The sequence below is a fragment of the Cutibacterium sp. KBN10P07758 genome, assembly GCF_050286205.1.
Taxonomy (GTDB): domain Bacteria; phylum Actinomycetota; class Actinomycetes; order Propionibacteriales; family Propionibacteriaceae; genus Cutibacterium; species Cutibacterium acnes.
In genome coordinates this window covers 2,120,996-2,138,564 of record NZ_JBNNQV010000001.1, presented here as the reverse complement: position 1 = coordinate 2,138,564, position 17,569 = coordinate 2,120,996, and the positions used below count along the sequence as shown (strand labels likewise).

The following is a 17,569-nucleotide window of genomic DNA, read 5'->3' as shown; positions in this document are numbered from 1 at the left end:
GGTCGCCGCCCGCATCCCCGAATGCTCCGCTGCGGGCACTCGGGGATGAGAGACGGTGCGCCCTCATGAACTCATCGTGGTCACTTCTTGTCCTTGATGAGATCGTGCAGCTTCTCGGTGCCGGTGATCGTCAGCGGGGTCGGGGGATCGGTCAGCGAAAAGGACATCGTCACCACGTGACCTTTCTTGACGGCCTTAAGCTCCTTGGCTCCTTTGAAGGATAGGAAGGTCGGTTCCACCTTCGACATCGCGCCATCACCGGCCAACAGCACAATCCACTCCGGGTTCTTATGCAGGAGGTCCTCCATGTCGGCGTCGAAGACCCGCGTGGTGTTTGAGTGGTACATATTGCGCAGACCGTTGGCGGCAAACATCGGTTCAATCATGCTCGAAGAACCGTAGGTGTAAAACTCGGTGCTACCCGGGGTGATGTACAGGGCGACGGCATTGGCTTTGGCCCCAGAAGCGGTCTGCTTCTGGATTGTGGAGATCTTGGCGTCGAGCTCTTTGTTGACCTGTTTTGCCTTATCCGGAACGTCAAAAATCTGTCCGACCTTGGTCACCTCGTCCTTGACCTGGGAGAAGGTGGCGGGAGCCGGCGGTTTCTTGTCGGTGCACATGGCGTCGGTGCTGTACATCTTGACGCCGGACTTGCGCAGGGCGTCGCGGTCGACCCCGGTGTCGTAACCGATGACGAGGTCAGCGTGTTGGTCCAGGATCGTCTCGGTGGACACTTTGACACCGCCGGTGTTCAGCTCCTGCGAGGCGATTGTTGGGATGGCCTTGAGCTTGGCAAGGGTCTTGGCGTCGTAGGCCCCCTCCTTGATCCGACCGGCCCGTGCGACAACATGATCGAGCACCCCGAGAGCATTCATGGTGGAGGCGTCGGTGTCGCCGAGCATGATGACTCGTTTGGGAACACTGGTGAAGGTGAGCTTCTCGTTGCAGCTCATGACGGTGCGGGCTGGCCCCGAGCTGGACGAGGACGACTTCTCGGTCGATGATCCGGCGCAGGCGCTCATAGATATCGCGCACAGGCCGGTGAGGACTGCTGCCGTGACACGAGTCGCGCGACGGCGAGTGTGAGGGGTGGACATGATGTTCTCCTTCATCGTGGTGGGTTAAACAAAAGATGGATGTGGCCGTTGTGGGTGATCCGTTCGACGTTCACCTCATAGACCTTCGAAAGCAGATCGGGCTGCAGGACGTCTTCGCAGGAGCCGGTGGCGACCAGATGCTTCTCGGCGAGGAGCACCAGCTGGTCGCATACCCGGGCAGCCAGATTGAGGTCATGTAGCACGATGACGGTGGTTGCCTTGATGGTTCGGACGAGGTCGAGCAGGGCGAACTGATGGCCGATGTCAAGGTGATTGGTGGGTTCGTCAAGAAGGAGATGGCCGGCTTGTTGGGCAATGGCCCGAGCGACGAGCACCCGCTGACGCTCCCCGCCAGACAGTTGGGTGACGAGTCGGTCAGCCAGGTCGGTGAGGTCGGTACGGGTTAGGGCCTCTTCGACGATGTTGCGATCTGCAGCGTCCCCGTATCCCATGAGGGACCGGTGCGGCAGTCGACCGAGGGCAACGGTGTCTCGAACTGTCAGTGGCAAGGATGGATCGGGGGTCTGGGAGACGACGGCCACCTCGCGGGCGATCTCCCGTCGACTCATCGAGGCTAGATCGTGGTCACTGACCGTGACCTGCCCCGAGGCGATCGAGACGTTGCGATAGAGGGCCGACAGCAACGTGGACTTTCCGGCACCGTTGGGGCCGACGACCCCCACCGTCACCCCTTGGCCTGCGGAAAAATCGATGTTCTCTAAAACGATTCGTTGCCCGCGTCGGACTACCAGCTGAGAGGCATTGATCATGCCAACGTCTCCCTCTTTACGAGTACGAGCAGGAAGGGTGCGCCGAGTAGACCGGTGATGACGCCGATCGGCAGCTCCGCCGGGCTGAAGACTGTGCGGGAAAACGTGTCCGCCCACACCAGGAAGGTCGCTGCTGCAATTGCTGAGGAGACGACCAGACGGCGGTGGCCGTGTCCGATGAAGGAACGCATGAGGTGGGGGATCACCAACCCGACGAAACCGATCCCGCCCGAAATCGCGACGGCGATCGCGACCCCGGCCGAAACGGGGACGAGGAGCAGGACGCGGATCATCGCCGGGTCGATTCCCACTGCAGTGGCTGTGGAATCACCGGAGGCCAGGGCGTCGAGCCACGGAGCACAGATCCACAAGAGTATAGAGAGCACGACCGCCACGACGATGCTCGTCCACCCTTGGGCCCAGCTGGCCCGGGACAGATCGCCGAGGGTCCAGAACATTACCGCCCGGGCGGTCTCGGGAGAGTCGGACGAGAAGATAATGAAGTTGGTGAGAGCTTGGAACACGAATCCCACTGCGAGTCCGGCCAGGATGAGGCGAAGGGTCGACGAGTTGCGCCCGCCGCCCATGAACAACACGATGGCGGTTGAGGCAAGAGCTCCCAGAAACGCCATGCCGGCCACTCCGAAAGTTGAGGAGATACCGACGAGGATGATTGCTGTGGCAGCCCCCGACGACGCTCCGGCGCTGACTCCCAACACATACGGCTCAGCGAGCGGATTGCGTACCACCGCTTGCAGGGTCACCCCGGCCGCTCCCAGGATCGCTCCTACCCCCAGCCCAGTGACTATCCGTGGCATTCGGTTCTGCCAGACGATGGCATCGGTGATGGAGTCCCAGGAGAGGTGGACTGGTAGTCCGCAGTGATCGGCTAAGACCCCGAGCACCTGGCCTATGGGCACTGGGGCGGCGCCGAAGGCGATAGACAGCACTGGGGTGAGGACGAGCAACGCCACCAGCAGAATGAATCGCACTGGTGTGCGGCGATGCAGGGATCGAACCAAGAAAGCCATCCTCGTTGGGGCCGAGTCGCGTGGCCGTCGGGTAAGTGTGGTCCGGGAGGTTTTCGGACTTGGCATCATCCGAACGAGCGCCTTCCCGGGTTGTTCCCAGTGGCTTGCTACTCGCCCGTCTGCGTTACCGCTGCGCGTCAGTCCCCGATTCTCACGGGGTTCCCTGCGTCGGACGGCGGTACTTTAGCACAACCTTTAGTACTACCTCATCTGGCTGAACCGGCGCACTCACATCCCCGCGCTGCCGTGTCTCCAATAGCCCATGAAGGCGATGTGACGACGATCGACGCCGTGATCGTTGACGAGGATCCGTCGCAGGCGTCGCACCATTGTGGACTCGCCGGCAATCCACGAGTAAAACTCTTGCGGCGGGCTAGCAGGGGTGTCCCACAACAGATCGTCGGGTCCCTCCTCAGGAGAGTCCTGTTGGCAGCGCGGCAATGGGAACCGATGCAGGTGGTCCTCGATGGCCTCGGCCAGACGGTCCCCTCGCTCGCTTAACCGCTCCTGCCACCTAATGTTGATCCGATTGCCGCGCGAGTCGGTCCAGTGGCCGTCCGGGCCGGCTTCGATCTTCCGGGCCAGCTGTGGTACCTCCACCACGGCCTCGACCTCTGCCGCATGGGTGGGCAGTTGCTCCAGGATCGAGCACACTGCGGGTGCAGCAGCGTCGTCACCCAGGATCAGCAGCCGTTTAGCATCCCCGGGGTGGAAATCGATACCGGTCTGCTCTGCTCCTGGGGCGGTGGCGTCCAACCCGATGACGAGTACCTGACTGCCCAACGGAGCACTGGTGGCAAACCTGTGCCCCGGGCCGTCCCCGTCGTGGCAGGCGACATCAATGACGATGCCGTTCTCTATCACCCGGCGCACGGTGTACGTGCGCATCTCGGGCCGGGCGGGATCGTCGAGCCAGAGCTGGTACCAGCCGTCTCCGACCTTGGGATCGGTGAGCGCCGGGTTTGGATGCTCCCCGATGAACAGCAGTTTGATCCGCCGATCAAGGCACGGCTGGGGGAATCGCACCTCGTCGCCGGTGAGAATGAGTCGGATGAAATTGGGCTCGACGAGGCTTCGCGACGACAACCTCATGAGGTAGGGACGGTACTCAGCCATGGTGGGTCTCCAGGATTTCGAGGGGAATGACGATCGGTGAGGCGGTCTCCGGATCGTTAATGATCCTGGGGCAGCGGTGTTCAGCGAGCAGCTCCGGTGAGTGCTGGCGCTGTTAGTCAACCCTAAGATTAGGAATCGAGCAAGGGGAAGCCGGTCAGGTCAGCGCGGAGACATTCGTTGCCATGCTGGTTGAAACGCAGCGGTGTGATGGAGCTGTCGAGGTCTCTCAGCCGAAGCGGCCCGAGATGTAATCCTCAGTGGCTTTTTCCTTTGGGTTGGAGAAAATTCGCTCGGTGGTGTCGATCTCGACGAGACGACCGGGCTCTCCCTGAGCTTTCAGGTTAAAGAAGGCGGTCTGATCAGAAACCCGGGCAGCCTGCTGCATGTTGTGGGTTACGATCACCACGGTGAAGCGCTCCTTGAGCTCACTGACAAGATCCTCGATGGCTAGGGTTGAGATCGGGTCCAGGGCCGAGCAGGGCTCGTCCATGAGTAGGACCTCGGGCTCGACGGCAATGGCTCGGGCGATGCACAGTCGTTGCTGCTGGCCACCCGAAAGGGAAGCGCCGGAGCGCTCCAGGCGGTCCTTGACCTCGTCCCACAGGTTGGCGCCGCGTAGCGACTTCTCACAAGCCTCATCGAGTAATTTGTTGTCACGTACGCCGTTGAGCTTCAGCCCTGCTACGACGTTATCTCGGATGGACATTGCCGGGAAGGGGTTGGCTCGCTGGAAGACCATGCCAACATTGCGTCGCACGGCCACCGGGTCGACGCCTTTGCCGTACAGGTCAACCCCGTCGAGCTCCACCTTGCCGGTGCAGTAGGCACCTGGAATGACCTCGTGCATGCGATTGAGGGTCCGCAGCACCGTCGACTTGCCACACCCGGACGGGCCAATGAAGGCCGTCACAGTGCGAGGCTCGACGATCAGGTTTACCGACTCGACGGCGTGGAAGGACCCGTAGTAAATGTCGAGGTCTTTGGTCTCGATGCGCTTTGCCATATGCAGCTCACTTTCATGTCACTTGCCCATGCGGCGCATGTAGCGGCGGGAGATCCGACGGGCAATGAGGTTGAGTCCCATGACCAGGATGATGAGGGTAATAGCGGCTCCCCACACCACCGGGGTATCGACGCCGCCCTGGGTGTAAGCGTTAGTGATGACGGTCGGCAGCGTCGCGAAGTTTGGTGTTGACGGATTAAAGGTCAACTCGGTGTTGAACTGCAGCAACACGATCAGCGGAGCCGTTTCGCCCATAACTCGAGCTAAGCCCAGCACGATACCGGTGAGGATGCCAGTCATGGAGGTTGGCAAGACGACCTTCATGATCGTCTTCCATTGAGAGACGCCCAGGGCGAAGGAGGCCTCACGCAAAGAGTCTGGCACGAGCTTGAGCATTTCCTCGGTTGATCGCAGCACCGTCGGAACCATGAGGATCATGAGGGCCAACGAGGAGGCCCACGCGGATTGGGTGCCACCGAAGGTGGTAACGACTACGGCGAAGACGAAGAGGGCCGCGACGATTGAAGGTACACCGGTTAGCACGTCGACGGCGAAGCTAATGACCTTGGCGATCTTAGTTCCGCGGGCGTACTCGACTAGGAAGATCGCGGTCATCAGAGCGATCGGTACCGAGATAATCGATGTAATAAGGCCAATTTCAAGGGTTCCGACGATAGCGTGGATGGCGCCCTGCTCGGCCAAGTCGAAGGAGGGATCCATCGAGTGGGTCCACCACGACGCGTGGAATAGTGATCCGATGCCGCGCCGGACGGCCGCGAAGAGCAGCCAGGCCAGTGGGATAACAGCCAGTACGGTGGCCACGATCATGAATGCTGAGGCGCAGCCGCTCTTGATAGTCCGTTTACCAGACGGGCGGGAGAGATCTAGCTGTCCGGGCGTGTTGTCGCCATGGTGGGTGATGTGGTCAGGGGTGGTGGCGCTCATCGCTTAACCCCCTTCGCCGCAATCAACCGGGCAGTCGCGTTGACCACGAAGGTAATGACGAACAGGGCCAGGGCCGACGCCACGAGGGCACCCAGCGAGGTGGGATCGCTAATGGCCTCGGAGAAGTTACCGGCAATCTTCGACGCGAATGTCTCACCACCGACGAAGATCGACAGGTTGAGGTTCTGTTTGAGCGCCATGGTGCTCATCGTCTGCAGGATGAGGGTGACAGCCAGGGTCTCGCCGAGGGCGCGTCCTAGACCCAACATGGATCCGGAAATGATGCCGGACCGCGAGTGGGGGAGCACTGCAAGCTTGATGACCTCCCAGCGCGTCGATCCGAGGGCGAGCGCGGCCTCGACTTGATCATGGGGCGTCTGGGCCATGACGTCGCGGCTAACAGCAGTGATAATTGGCAGGATCATGATGGCCAGGACGAGACTGGCAAGGTAGACCGTGCCAGTAGCCGAGGACCACGACGGATCCTCGGAAAAGATCGGAATCCAGCCGAGCGCTTTGATTATGGCCCCGCGTAAACCGTTGATGATTCCCGACGATCCGAAGACGATGCCGCCCCACAGACCGAAGACGATCGAGGGGACTGCCGCCAGCAAATCGACGACGAACGCGACCGGGCTAGCGAGCTTCCTGGGTGCGAGTTGGGTGATAAACAGAGCGATGCCCACCGAGAGTGGCACTGCGATGAGCAGGGCAAGCAGGGATGAGATGACTGTCGTCCATAGCAGGGCCTGGATACCAAAGGCCGGCGGGTTCTGATCCGTTGTCCAAGCCCGGGACGTGAAAAAGTTATCGGTGTTAGCCAACAATGTTGGGGCTGCCGTCTTCATGAGGAAGACGAACATCAGGATGACGATGATGGCCAGGGCTATGGCAATAACCGACGAGGCGCCAGCGAAAATCGTGTCCCCGACCCGCGACACCGGCTTCATGCGGGATGCCGCCGTGAGTTTCCGCTGTGCCGGCGATGTGGTTTCAGCCATGGGCTTCCTTCGTCGCGATCATGGTCGTGTTGTGGTGAGGGGCGGGAAGACGACTGGCGTCCTCCCGCCCCGGCGCGCCGGGGCGCTTGTCCCCGGGCAGAGAGTCAATCAGGAGAGGGCCTGGGCGGAACCCAGAACCTTCGAAGCAACGTCGGAGGGTAGCGGAGCGTAACCAAGGTCCTGGATCTTCTTCTGCTCCCTCTCAGAAGCGTAGAAGGACAGGAAGTCCTTCAAGAGCGCGGCCTTGCCGGAGTCCTGGCCCTTGGAACAAGCGATCTCGTAGGTTACGAGAACGGCCGGATACACGCCCGCCGGGGTGTTCTTGTACTGGAGCTCGAGCTGCAGGTCATGGCCCTGTCCGACGACCTTAGCGGCCGAGACGGCCTTACCGGCAGACTCACCGGTCAGCTTGACCGGACCGTTTCCGTTATCGATGGCGGCCATGTCGAGGCTGTTCTTTGTAGCGTAGGACCACTCGTCGTACGAGATCGAGTTCTTGGTGCTCTTGACAGCCTGGGCGATGCCGGCCGACTTATCGGCGCCCTTGCCCGCACCTTTCCATGTCTTGGAGTGCTTCTCAGTCCAGATGTCACCGGCCGCCTTGTTGAGGAACTTGGTGAAGTTGTCGGTGGTGCCCGACTCGTCCTTGCGGTAAAACACCTCGATCTGGGCCGACGGCAACGCGGCTTTCGGGTTCTCCTTCTTGATGGCGTCGTCGTTCCAGTTTGTGATGGCGCCGGAGAAAATCTTGGCGAGGGTCGCGGTGGAGAGGGTTAGATCTTTGACGCCGTCGACGTTGTAGACCACGGCAATCGGGCCAGCAGCCATCGGGAGGTGCCATGGGTCGGCGTTGCAGCGCTGCTTGGCCTTATCAGGCTCCCCCTTGTCAGCGTTGAGGACGGAGTCAGAACCGGCCCAGTCGGTTTGCCTACCGATGAAGGACTTCACGCCAGCGCCGGAGCCGGTGGGGGAGTAGTTGACGGTTGCTGAGGAACAGGCAGCCTTGTAGTCGGAAATAACTTGGTTGATGGCGTTCAGCTGAGCCGAGGAACCAGCACCGGAGATGCTGCCACCAGGGCAGGCGGGCTTGAACGAGACAGCGTCAGCCGAGGAATCGCTGGGCTGGGCGGCGGAGCTGGCAGTCGAGGTGGTCTTGGAGGACGAGGCAGAACTGGAACCCTTGTCACCATTGGCACCACAAGCGGTGAGGGAGATGGCGCTGATAGCAGCCAGGGCAGTGATTTTGGCGAAACGATTCACGGCACATCCTTCTTCGAGTGATGTACTGGGGCCGCCGTTGCGGTCCTTGGTACAGGGATGACGTTAGGGTTTGGAAATGTCGCAGGGATCGCGTCAAGGTGAACGCAACGTGAACACCGTCGCCACTTTGACCGAAGGAAATCGCCTAAGACGCAGTTTGTGACCTGCTGGTTTAGTACCGTGATGAGTGCCACTCTTGGCGGATTGTGCGTCCCGTTTCATCGAGGTGAACAATCAGGCACTCCGCAGTTGACATAGGGCGATTCGCCCCGCCAAGGGCGTCTCGCATCGTCGGCAGTACCGGACGATGGCCACAAATGGCAATTGGTTGGTTGGGGTCTGCCAACGCGCGGCCAATAATTTTTCTCATAGCTGACGTCGCCTTGTGGGGGTCGGCTTCGTGTGTCTCCTCGCTCAGAGCATCAAGCCCGGTGATCTGCGCTCCAATGGTGTCGGCATATGGCTGAAGAGTTTGCATACATCGCGTCGATGATGAGCTTGCAAGGCGGGCCACCCCAAAGGCGCTCAGCAAGTCGGCCAAGGCCTTGGCCTGACGGCGACCGCGCCTTTCCAACGGGCGTGTGGCGTCTTTACCGTGTCTCTTACGGGAGTTCCACTCTTTGCGTGAGACAGCTTTGCCATGTCGTACCAGGATGATTGTTGACGTCGACGGCAAGTCGAGGGCCTCCTCGAGCACCTGGACGTCGGTGGGATAGGTGAGGCGCTCAAGAGCCTGGTCGGTTGGCATCCAGAAGGCGCCATCGATCTCCTCAGGACTGGCTGTCGCATTCTCAATGGACCCTCCGATGGCGACCCCTAGCCACCAGGAGACGACTTTGGCGCGCGACTTTGGCTTGCCGTCACGTGTGGAGTATTTGACGGTGTACTCGATGGGTTGCAGAGGCATCGTCAACCGGATATTAATGCCGGTTTCCTCGGCCACTTCGCGCACTGCAGTGGTGGGAAGATCCTCGCCAGGTTCGAGTTTTCCCTTAGGTAGGGAAAGGTCGTCGTAACTGGGACGATGGACGACGAGTACTTCACGAGCCCCGTCATCAATGTCGCGTAGTACGACGGCGCCAGCTGCCTGGATAGGCCCCTTGTGTCCCCCCATCTCGGTTTCACCGCCTCCTGTCGCGGGTGCGTCGGATGAGTTCTTCTTGTAAGTCAGTTAGGGGGATGTCGTCCGGTCCGCGTGACACCTCGGTCCAAGTGCGATCCTGCAGGTGCCACGACACCGTACCTGGGTCGAAGGCCATGTCGAACATCTCTTCAACCTCCGCCACGTGCTGCTTGTTGGACAAGCCGACAAGGGCTTCTACCCGGCGGTCCAGGTTGCGGTGCATGAGATCGGCTGAGCCGATTGCCACCATCGGGCGACCACCGTTGGCGAACCAGAAGATGCGGGAGTGTTCTAGGAACCGGCCCAGGATAGAGATGACCCGGATGTTCTCACTGAGCCCGGGAACCCCCGGTCTGATAGAGCAAATACCACGTACCCACAGGTCTACTGGAACACCGGCGCGGGAGGCGCGGTAAAGGGCGTCGATGACGCGCTCATCGACGATGGAGTTGACCTTGATCCTCACTCCGGCAGGCAACCCAGCCTTCTTATTGTCGATCTCGCGCTCAATCGCGTCGATGATGCCGCTCCGGATGCTTTCAGGGGCTACCAGGAGACGGCGGTAACGTTTCTCAGCCGTCATCCCGGATAGGTGATTAAACAGCCTCGCGACGTCTTCGGTAATGATCGGGTTGGAGGTTAGTAGACCGAGGTCCTCGTACTGGCGAGCCGTCTTGGGATTGTAGTTTCCGGTGCCGATGTGGGCGTAGCGGCGCAACCCTTCGCCCTCGTCGCGGATTACCATGGCCAACTTGCAGTGGGTCTTGAGGCCCACCATGCCGTAAACGACGTGGACTCCGGCCCGTTCCAGCAGTCGGGCCCAGGTGATGTTGGCCTGTTCGTCGAACCTCGCCTTAATCTCCACGACCGCCAGCACCTGCTTGCCAGCCTCGGCGGCATCGACGAGGGCGTCAATGATGGGGGAGTCGCCGGAAGTGCGGTACAGGGTTTGTTTGATGGCCAGCACCTGGGGGTCTTGAGCAGCTTGCTCGATGAACCGCTGCACGCTGGTGGCGAAGGAGTCGTAGGGGTGATGGACGAGCACGTCGCGACGACGGATCGCGGCAAACATGTCGGCTGGGCGAGCCGTCTCCACCTCGGCCAAGTGCGGATGCGTGATGGGCAGGAAGTTCGGGTAGGACAGATCGTCGCGGTCGACGTCGGCCAGCGAGAACAGGCCGGTCAGGTCCAGTGGGGCCGGCAGCCGGAAGACCTCCTTGTCTCTGATGTCAAGTTCACGGGTGAGTAGCTCGAGCATCTCCGCGGAAATGTCGTCCTGGACCTCCAATCGCACCGGAGGGCGGCCCACCTTGCGGCGCAGCAGCTCCTTCTCGAGAGCGAACAGCAGGTTCTCGGCGTCATCCTCCTCGACCTCGAGGTCTTCGTTTCGAGTGACGCGGAAGGTGGTGTGTTGCAGCACGTGCATGCCGGTGAACAGTTGGTCGAGGTGACGACTGATGATTTCCTCTAGCGGAAGGAATCGTCCCTCGCCCAGGTTGACCAGCCGAGGCAGCACCGACGGCACTTTGACCCGAGCGAACTGCTCTGCGCCAGTAATGGGATTTGCCAGCATGACGGCCAGGTTGATCGATAGGCCGCGAATGTACGGGAAGGGGTGGGATGGGTCGACGGCTAAGGGGGTAAGAATGGGGAAAATCCGTTCCGAGAACAAGGTGCGCATGCGGCCCTTTTCATCATCGGACAGCTCGGCCCAACGCAGGATCTCAATGCCTTCATCTACCAGCCCGGGGCGCACCTCCTCAGCGAATACCCGAGATTGTTCAGAAACTAGGTCATGGGTGCGGGCCAGAATGGCATCGTGGAGCTCACGGGGTAGCATCCCAGCGACGGAAGGCACGGCGACTCCAGCGTCGATACGGCGTTTGAGACCGGCGACTCGCACCATGAAAAATTCGTCGAGGTTGGACGAGAAAATGGCCAGAAACTTCGCTCTCTCGAGCAGAGGGATGCGTTCGGTATCGCGCGCAAGATCCAGCACCCGTTCGTTGAAGGCGAGCCACGATAGCTCACGATCGCTGTAGCGACCCTCCGGCAGCTCGTCGGGAGAAGACGGGGAAGTCCCGGGGGTGGGCTTCTTGGCCATGGACACACTCCTTGGAGATTCGTCCGCTCACCATCGGGTGAGCGCAGCTGCATTCAATCTATCGGACGGAGCCCGCTTGCAGGGCGTGCAACTTTCAGTTGGCCCTACCGTCCGAGCGAATTTAACGTTCCGCCTGGAATCGGTAGCCCACCGACCGCACCGTTTGGATGTGGCCTTCGTACTCTGGGCCGACTTTGGCGCGCAGACGACGGATATGGACGTCTACGGTCCGGGTACCACCGTAGTAGTCGTAACCCCACACGTCTGACAACAGGAGGTCTCGGGTAAGTACTCTACCGGGGTGTCCGACGAGGTACTTCAGCAGCTCGAACTCGGTGTAGGTGAGATCAAGGTCCTTGTCCCCGACACTTGCTGTGTACCCGTCCTCGTCGACGGTGAACGGTCCGGCCACGAGCTGGTTGGTGACCTGGATCGTAAACAGACAGCGAAGCCGGGTCTCGGCTTCCGATGGGGTTGCCGAATCGCACAGAAAGTCGTCCATTCCCCAGTCGGGGCTGATGACCGAGAGAGTGTCGGAGCCGACCAACAGCAGGACCGGCACTCGTCTCTCGTGACAGGACAGCCGCAGACAAGCCTCGCGCGCCTTGGCCGGTTCGTCGTGGCAGTCGACGAGCACGACGTCGACCCCTTCCAGATGAGACATGCATTCCTTCAGGTCGTCGTAGCGAGAGATGCTGTGCGGTAACAGTTCCAAGGCCTGAGGTAGCGGGGCATCTAACGGACCCAGCAAGGACAGTCGTGCCATCCGGATGCCCTCCCATGCTGAAATCGCGTTGTTCGAGATCATGTCGTCAACGATGTCGCATCCCATCATCCCACGGGGGACCGAGCCGTCTCACAATATCGGCACTACGATTTGTGTCGTGACGAGGATGCCTGACGAGTGGTTCCGTCCGGATGAGGAGGAGTCCGGGCCGGGCGAACCCTGTCCGGCGGAGAGCGTTGAGGGGCCTCAAGAAAACGAAAATCCGCCTTCTCGTCATGCGGACTCCGAGGAGACTCCGATCTCCTCAACGACTAGCGGCACAATTCGCGTCCTGACCGATGACACCGGGCCGAGTGTGGTGGTTGGTCACGCCCGTGCTACTGGCGCCTCGGCGTCCTCACATCACCGGCATTTCCCGATCTGGATCCTGGGGGTGGCGGCTGCGCTAGTCGTCGGATTGGTGCTAGGTACCTTCATCACCCAGTCCCGTGACAGCACCGGCGCGGCGCAAATCGCCCCTAGGGCCTTGGTGCCTGCGTCGACCTCCACAGCAGACATGCCATACCAAGGGAAGGTCAAGGCGATTGGCGGTGTGAAAGCCACGGCATCGTGCGTGTCCGACCCTGCGGTTGGCTCTCGGCATGAATTGGTTCGCTATGACGCTAAGTACGTGGTCGACGACAAGCCGGAGACGGCGTGGCGGTGCAACGGTTCGGGCGAGGGTCAGCAGATCACCCTCACTCTGCCCCACCCCTCCCGGATTGTTGGTGTGGGGATGATCAACGGCTATGCGAAGGTGTTCGGAAACGTCGACCTCTATCCGCAATACCGCCGCGTGCGCACGGTGCGTTGGACGATGCCTGACGGGACGTGGTTCAACCAGGATTTCACCGATGACGATCAAGATCTGCAGAAGGTCATGATCGCCCCACGTACTGTCAAGGGGGACATCACCCTCACCATCATCGCGTCGACCCAACCCGGTTCGCTCGGCGAGCCCACCCGGGACTCGGTGCTCATCTCATCGGTGCAGTTGTACGAGGAATCTTGAGTTGTACGGATTGTTCAGTGCCAATCATCGGTGTCGATGAGAATCGTCATCGGGCCGTCGTTGACTAGACCCACCTTCATATCGGCACCGAAGATTCCGGTCTCGACGTGGGCTCCCAAGCTGCGCAGGTGGGTTACGAAGTGGTCCACCAGCGGCTCGGACACCGGCCCGGGTGCCGCAGCACTCCACGACGGGCGGCGCCCCTTACGGGTACTGGCGTAGAGGGTGAACTGGCTGACGACGAGCAGCGGGGCATTAAGGTCGCTGGCAGATTTCTCCTCGGACAGGATGCGCAGCCCCCACACTTTCTCGGCCAGTTTTTCGGCCGTGGTGGCGGTGTCGGTACCGGTGACCCCGACGAGCACCACCAGCCCGGGAGTCGTCAGTGACCCGACCGTCCGGCCCTCGACGACGACCTCGGCACTGGTTGCTCTCTGTATGACGACCCGCATGGAATCGAGTCTACGCAGCTGACCTCGTAGAATCGTGACGTGGCTGAAGCTGATCTTGTGGTTCTGGTGACCGTTGCGGTGGTGGGTGCCGTGTTACCGCTGGTTGCTGTGACCAGGGCTCTGATCGCAGCTTGGCGAGGCTGAGCACGGCCATCGCTCCGTCTTTCCCGAAAATCTACGACGACACGAGGACCCATGCCTTTCCAGATTCCTGACGACCTGAATCGTGATCTCATGCCCTTGGCCTGGATGATCGGCCACTGGGAGGGGGAGGGACACGGAAACACTCCAGACGACGGTGAGTTCAGTTTCGGGTGCCAGGTCGACTTCACTGACAATGGTGGGGACTACTTGCACTACATCTGCCAAACGTTCACCATGAATCCCGACGGCACCCCGGCCGCACCGTTGCGTATGGAGACCGGTTTCTGGCGTCCCAACGTCGACACTCGCAAGGTCGATGTCCTGATGGCTGCCCCGGAGGGCTGGGCCGAGGTGTGGACCGGGAACATCGACGGCGCCAAGATCGAGCTGGTCACCGACGCGGTGGCTCGTACTGAGGAGGCCCTGGTGCCCTACACCGGCGGGCAGCGTCTCTATGGTCAGGTCGAAGGCGATCTGTTATGGACCTTCGACCGGGCCACCGTCGATGCCCCCCTGCAGCCCTACATGTGGGCTCGCCTCAAGAGGTCTTGAGATGTCTGATCCGGTATTGCTGACCGACGGTCCGGACACCGGTCTGGTCTCCCACATGAGGAACCCGATCGCTGAGCAGCGCCTGATGGTCGACGGAGGTGGGAGCGTCGAGCTATCCAATCGCGAGGTGCTGGCAATCTCCGGTGTCGACCGGCTGGGCTGGCTGCACTCTTTGACGTCACAGTTTCTTGACGGCATGGAACCGGGGCGCACTACGACGAGCCTCGTATTATCGCCGACCGGCCATGTTGAGCACGTCTTGCACGGCGTTGATGATGGCCAGACCTTTTGGGCCTGGACGGAGCCGGGTCGCGGGGCTGATCTGGCGGCGTGGCTGGACTCCATGTGCTTCATGATGAGGGTCGAAGTTGCGTTGCGCCCGGACATGACCGTCCGATGGTTCGGCCATGACTTCGCCGTTTCCGATGGCGTGGTCCTCGACTCGGAGGTGGCCGGTGGACACGAGGTGATCCTGCCCGTTGACGCCGAGATCCCTGGGGATGCCGATCCGGTCGGGGTGCTGGCCTGGGAGGCGTTACGGATTGCTGCCGGCATTCCGCGGATTGGGCTGGATACCGACGATCGAACCATCCCTAATGAGATTGGTCTCTACGGCACTCATATGGATAAAGGGTGTTACCGCGGCCAGGAGACGGTTGCCCGGGTGTACAACCTGGGGCGCCCGCCGCGTCGGTTGACTCTGCTGCAGCTCGACGGCTCGCGCGCCGAACTTCCCGAGGTCGGTGCCGACATCCACGCTGGTGGGCGTCGGGTCGGGGCCATGGGGTCGTCCGCCAACCATGGCGTCGACGGTCCGATCGGTTTGGCCCTAGTGCGTCGTGGTGTCGATGTCGGTCTGGAGCTGGAAGTCGACGGGATCGCGGCGGGTCAGCAGCCCCTCGTCGATCCTGAAGTTGGCTTGCACGTCTGCCCGGTAGTGTGAGTCTGTGCCCCTGTGCCCACCAGGGTCGAGGAGGAAGTACGTGAAGAAGGATTATTTCAACCGCACCCAGAAATTGGTGACGGTCCTCATTGACGCCATCGTCTTTGCGGTCGGCATCTTTTTGTCATTCTGGATGCGTTTCGGAATGGTCATTCCGCAGCGAAATCTAGATGACGGAAAAGCCGCGCTCATGGCGTCGGTTATTGCGTTCCTTATTATCAATGTCTTGTCTGGTGTTTACGTCCTGTATAACAAGACATTGTTAGATATAGGAATTATCGCGGTTGTCGACCAGGTCATGGTGACTATCGTGATTATGGCGTTGACCTTCTTTGGGCGATGGTTTGCCTTCCCGCGGTCGGTCCTTCTCATCAACTTGGTGGTCGGCATCGTCTTGCTCCTTGTGTGGCGCAGTGTCGAGGTCGTAGCCTATCGCCATCTACGAGGGGCTAAGCGGGTGATGTTGCTCGGTCCTCCTGAGATGCTTAACCGGGCCGTCATGAACTACATGGCGAATAAGGCGACCCGTCATCGCCTTACTCATGTGGTGCGTGGCCACTACTTGGAGCAGATTCGATCTCATATCAACGAGTTTGATACTGCCCACGTTTCTGACGATATTCCTTCCTCTGAGCGAGTCGCTATTTATGATCTGCTGCTGAGTGAGGATAAGGAAATCTTCATGTCCACCTCGTTTGAGCATATGATGCTCATCAATCCGACAATAATGTCGATTGAAGATGAGACGATCATTGCTGCGAGCCCATTTAAGATTCCGGCAGAAATGGATATTGTCAAGAGGTTCTTTGACATTTTACTGTCGCTAATCGCCCTGGTTGTCGCGTCGCCAATTATGTTCGTCACCGCGATCCTGGTGAAAGCCAGCTCTCCCGGTCCGGTTTTCTACCGTCAGACCCGCATCACTAAGGACGGGCGCGAGTTCAAGATCCTCAAATTCCGTTCTATGGGTGTGATGGCCGAAAAAGAGTCCGGCCCCATGTTGGCCACTACCAACGACCCGCGCGTGACCACGGTGGGCAAATACTTGCGTAGCTTGCGCATCGACGAGATCCCGCAGCTCATTAACGTGCTCATCGGCGACATGTCGATCGTCGGTCCTCGCCCCGAACGACCCTTCTTCGTCGACCAGTTCCAAGAGCAGAACGCCCACTACACATTGCGGCACAACGTGCGCGCTGGCATCACCGGGTACGCGCAGGTCTACGGTAAATACGCTTCAGACTTCGCCGCCAAACTCAACTTCGATCTTATTTACATCAAGCAGTACTCACTTGTTCTGGACGTCAAGATCATGATCCAGACCATCAAGATCCTCTTCGACAAGGTCTCTTCGCGAGGTGTTGACGAGACAGCTGAGCCCGACGAGAACATCCACCTGCCCGCGGAGGTCCAGCAGCTGAACTGACGGGCAGGGGAGTCCTCCTGAATCAGGATTCGCGTGCCACCTTGTACTGGGCGGCCTGGGCGCGAGGACGGACGATCATTCGATCAATGTTGACGTGGCTGGGCAGCCCAGAGATCCAACGTACGCATTCGGCAATGTCAGCGGCGACCAGGGGAGAGTCGACCCCCTGGTAAACCTTGTCAGCTTTGGCCTGGTCGCCGTGGAAACGCACCAGGGAGAACTCCTCGGTGTGCACCATGCCGGGGCTCACCTCGCACACCCGCACCGGATGGCCACATAGTTCTAGGCGCAGGGCTTCGACAACAGCTCTCTCGCCAGATTTAGCAGCACAGTATCCGGCACCGCCCTCGTAGCCCCATTCAGCGGCGGTGGAGGTGATGGTGATGATGGTGCCTTCAGCAATTTCGAGCGCGGGCAGGAGAGCCTTGGTGACCTGCCCCATGCCTAGCACGTTGGTTTGGTACATCGTCGTCCAGGCATTGAGGTCAGCCTCAGTGACGGGTTCTTGACCGACGGCGCCACCAGCATTGTTGACGAGGAGATCGACCTTGCCGCCGACAGTCTTGACGAGGTTGGTGACAGACTCGTCGCTCGTCACGTCGCATACTACGGCTTGCCCACCGATCTCGGCGGAGAGTGGCTCGATGCGCTCGACTCGGCGGGCTGCACAGATGACGTGCCAGCTATCGCCCGCTAGAGCGCGGGCCGTGGCCGCGCCGATTCCCGAACTCGCTCCTGTGACCACTGCAGTTTTAGTCATGGCCCTATTGTCCTCCCCCTGCGGAGCATGCTAAAGCCCCCTCTGCGGGGGCTTTAGCGGATTG

The 17,569-nt window shown here is 60.5% G+C and carries 18 protein-coding genes and 1 riboswitch; of the genes, 5 read left to right on the top strand and 13 right to left on the bottom strand.

From position 1 onward, the window contains the following. Positions 1-80: 80 nt before the first annotated feature. Positions 81-902: an ABC transporter substrate-binding protein gene (locus tag ACOYO3_RS10575; protein ID WP_002524689.1), complete on the bottom strand. Its 822-nt coding sequence runs from the start codon at positions 900-902 to the stop codon at positions 81-83. On the opposite strand from ACOYO3_RS10575, the gene ACOYO3_RS10570 reads away from it, so the two are divergent. Then, positions 901-1,086 carry a hypothetical protein gene (locus ACOYO3_RS10570; RefSeq protein ID WP_002520007.1) on the top strand — a complete coding sequence of 62 codons (186 nt, stop codon included), beginning with the start codon at positions 901-903 and terminating at the stop codon, positions 1,084-1,086. The genes ACOYO3_RS10575 and ACOYO3_RS10570 overlap by 2 nt on opposite strands. Positions 1,087-1,108: 22 nt before the next feature. Here the strand turns inward: ACOYO3_RS10570 and ACOYO3_RS10565 are convergent, their stop codons facing one another. The 10 genes from ACOYO3_RS10565 to ACOYO3_RS10520 all read right to left on the bottom strand — a co-directional run bounded on the left by ACOYO3_RS10565 (position 1,109) and on the right by ACOYO3_RS10520 (position 12,285). Then, positions 1,109-1,867: an ABC transporter ATP-binding protein gene (locus tag ACOYO3_RS10565; protein WP_002517171.1), complete on the bottom strand. Its 759-nt coding sequence runs from the start codon at positions 1,865-1,867 to the stop codon at positions 1,109-1,111. Further along, positions 1,864-2,898: a FecCD family ABC transporter permease gene (locus tag ACOYO3_RS10560; protein ID WP_427305883.1), complete on the bottom strand. Its 1,035-nt coding sequence runs from the start codon at positions 2,896-2,898 to the stop codon at positions 1,864-1,866. Before ACOYO3_RS10560 ends, ACOYO3_RS10565 begins: the two co-directional genes overlap by 4 nt. Before the next feature lie 47 nt (positions 2,899-2,945). Then, positions 2,946-3,063, bottom strand: a riboswitch (cobalamin riboswitch). A gap of 63 nt (positions 3,064-3,126) precedes the next feature. Further along, positions 3,127-4,014 (bottom strand): siderophore-interacting protein, encoded by an 888-nt coding sequence (locus ACOYO3_RS10555; RefSeq protein ID WP_002524690.1) that lies wholly within the window; start codon positions 4,012-4,014, stop codon positions 3,127-3,129. Positions 4,015-4,240: 226 nt separating this feature from the next. Further along, positions 4,241-5,017: a phosphate ABC transporter ATP-binding protein PstB gene (gene pstB / locus ACOYO3_RS10550; protein ID WP_002513066.1), complete on the bottom strand. Its 777-nt coding sequence runs from the start codon at positions 5,015-5,017 to the stop codon at positions 4,241-4,243. A gap of 18 nt (positions 5,018-5,035) precedes the next feature. Continuing rightward, the gene (gene pstA / locus ACOYO3_RS10545) at positions 5,036-5,962 is read right to left on the bottom strand and encodes a phosphate ABC transporter permease PstA (protein ID WP_002517290.1); all 927 of its coding nucleotides are present in this window, start codon (positions 5,960-5,962) and stop codon (positions 5,036-5,038) included. Beyond that, the gene (gene pstC / locus ACOYO3_RS10540; protein WP_002524691.1) at positions 5,959-6,963 is read right to left on the bottom strand and encodes a phosphate ABC transporter permease subunit PstC; all 1,005 of its coding nucleotides are present in this window, start codon (positions 6,961-6,963) and stop codon (positions 5,959-5,961) included. Before pstC ends, pstA begins: the two co-directional genes overlap by 4 nt. A 108-nt stretch (positions 6,964-7,071) precedes the next feature. Next, a complete protein-coding gene (gene pstS / locus ACOYO3_RS10535) occupies positions 7,072-8,223 on the bottom strand; it encodes a phosphate ABC transporter substrate-binding protein PstS (RefSeq protein WP_002517294.1) in 1,152 nt (383 codons plus the stop codon). A 172-nt stretch (positions 8,224-8,395) separates the two neighbouring features. Further along, entirely contained in the window at positions 8,396-9,337 is a 942-nt protein-coding gene (locus ACOYO3_RS10530; RefSeq protein ID WP_002517143.1) for an NUDIX hydrolase, read from the bottom strand. Between the two features lie 7 nt (positions 9,338-9,344). Continuing rightward, positions 9,345-11,450 (bottom strand): RNA degradosome polyphosphate kinase, encoded by a 2,106-nt coding sequence (locus tag ACOYO3_RS10525; RefSeq protein WP_002517234.1) that lies wholly within the window; start codon positions 11,448-11,450, stop codon positions 9,345-9,347. A gap of 121 nt (positions 11,451-11,571) precedes the next feature. Further along, on the bottom strand, positions 11,572-12,285 hold the full coding sequence (locus ACOYO3_RS10520) for a winged helix-turn-helix transcriptional regulator (RefSeq protein WP_002517181.1): 714 nt from the start codon (positions 12,283-12,285) through the stop codon (positions 11,572-11,574). A 58-nt stretch (positions 12,286-12,343) separates the two neighbouring features. Between ACOYO3_RS10520 and ACOYO3_RS10515 the strand changes: the two genes are divergently transcribed. Next, on the top strand, positions 12,344-13,228 hold the full coding sequence (locus ACOYO3_RS10515) for an NADase-type glycan-binding domain-containing protein (protein WP_002518733.1): 885 nt from the start codon (positions 12,344-12,346) through the stop codon (positions 13,226-13,228). Between the two features lie 14 nt (positions 13,229-13,242). Here ACOYO3_RS10515 and dtd read toward each other — a convergent pair whose 3' ends face one another. Continuing rightward, entirely contained in the window at positions 13,243-13,680 is a 438-nt protein-coding gene (gene dtd / locus ACOYO3_RS10510) for a D-aminoacyl-tRNA deacylase (RefSeq protein WP_002517054.1), read from the bottom strand. Positions 13,681-13,875: 195 nt separating this feature from the next. Between dtd and ACOYO3_RS10505 the strand changes: the two genes are divergently transcribed. Genes ACOYO3_RS10505 through ACOYO3_RS10495 form a run of 3 tightly spaced genes read left to right on the top strand, consistent with a single transcriptional unit; the run spans position 13,876 to position 16,745 of the window. Continuing rightward, on the top strand, positions 13,876-14,376 hold the full coding sequence (locus tag ACOYO3_RS10505) for an FABP family protein (protein WP_002517150.1): 501 nt from the start codon (positions 13,876-13,878) through the stop codon (positions 14,374-14,376). A gap of 1 nt (position 14,377) precedes the next feature. Beyond that, positions 14,378-15,319 carry a YgfZ/GcvT domain-containing protein gene (locus ACOYO3_RS10500; protein WP_002524692.1) on the top strand — a complete coding sequence of 314 codons (942 nt, stop codon included), beginning with the start codon at positions 14,378-14,380 and terminating at the stop codon, positions 15,317-15,319. A gap of 40 nt (positions 15,320-15,359) precedes the next feature. After that, entirely contained in the window at positions 15,360-16,745 is a 1,386-nt protein-coding gene (locus ACOYO3_RS10495) for a sugar transferase (protein ID WP_002524693.1), read from the top strand. Positions 16,746-16,767: 22 nt separating this feature from the next. Here ACOYO3_RS10495 and ACOYO3_RS10490 read toward each other — a convergent pair whose 3' ends face one another. Further along, positions 16,768-17,505: an SDR family NAD(P)-dependent oxidoreductase gene (locus ACOYO3_RS10490; RefSeq protein WP_002517239.1), complete on the bottom strand. Its 738-nt coding sequence runs from the start codon at positions 17,503-17,505 to the stop codon at positions 16,768-16,770. Positions 17,506-17,569: the final 64 nt, after the last annotated feature.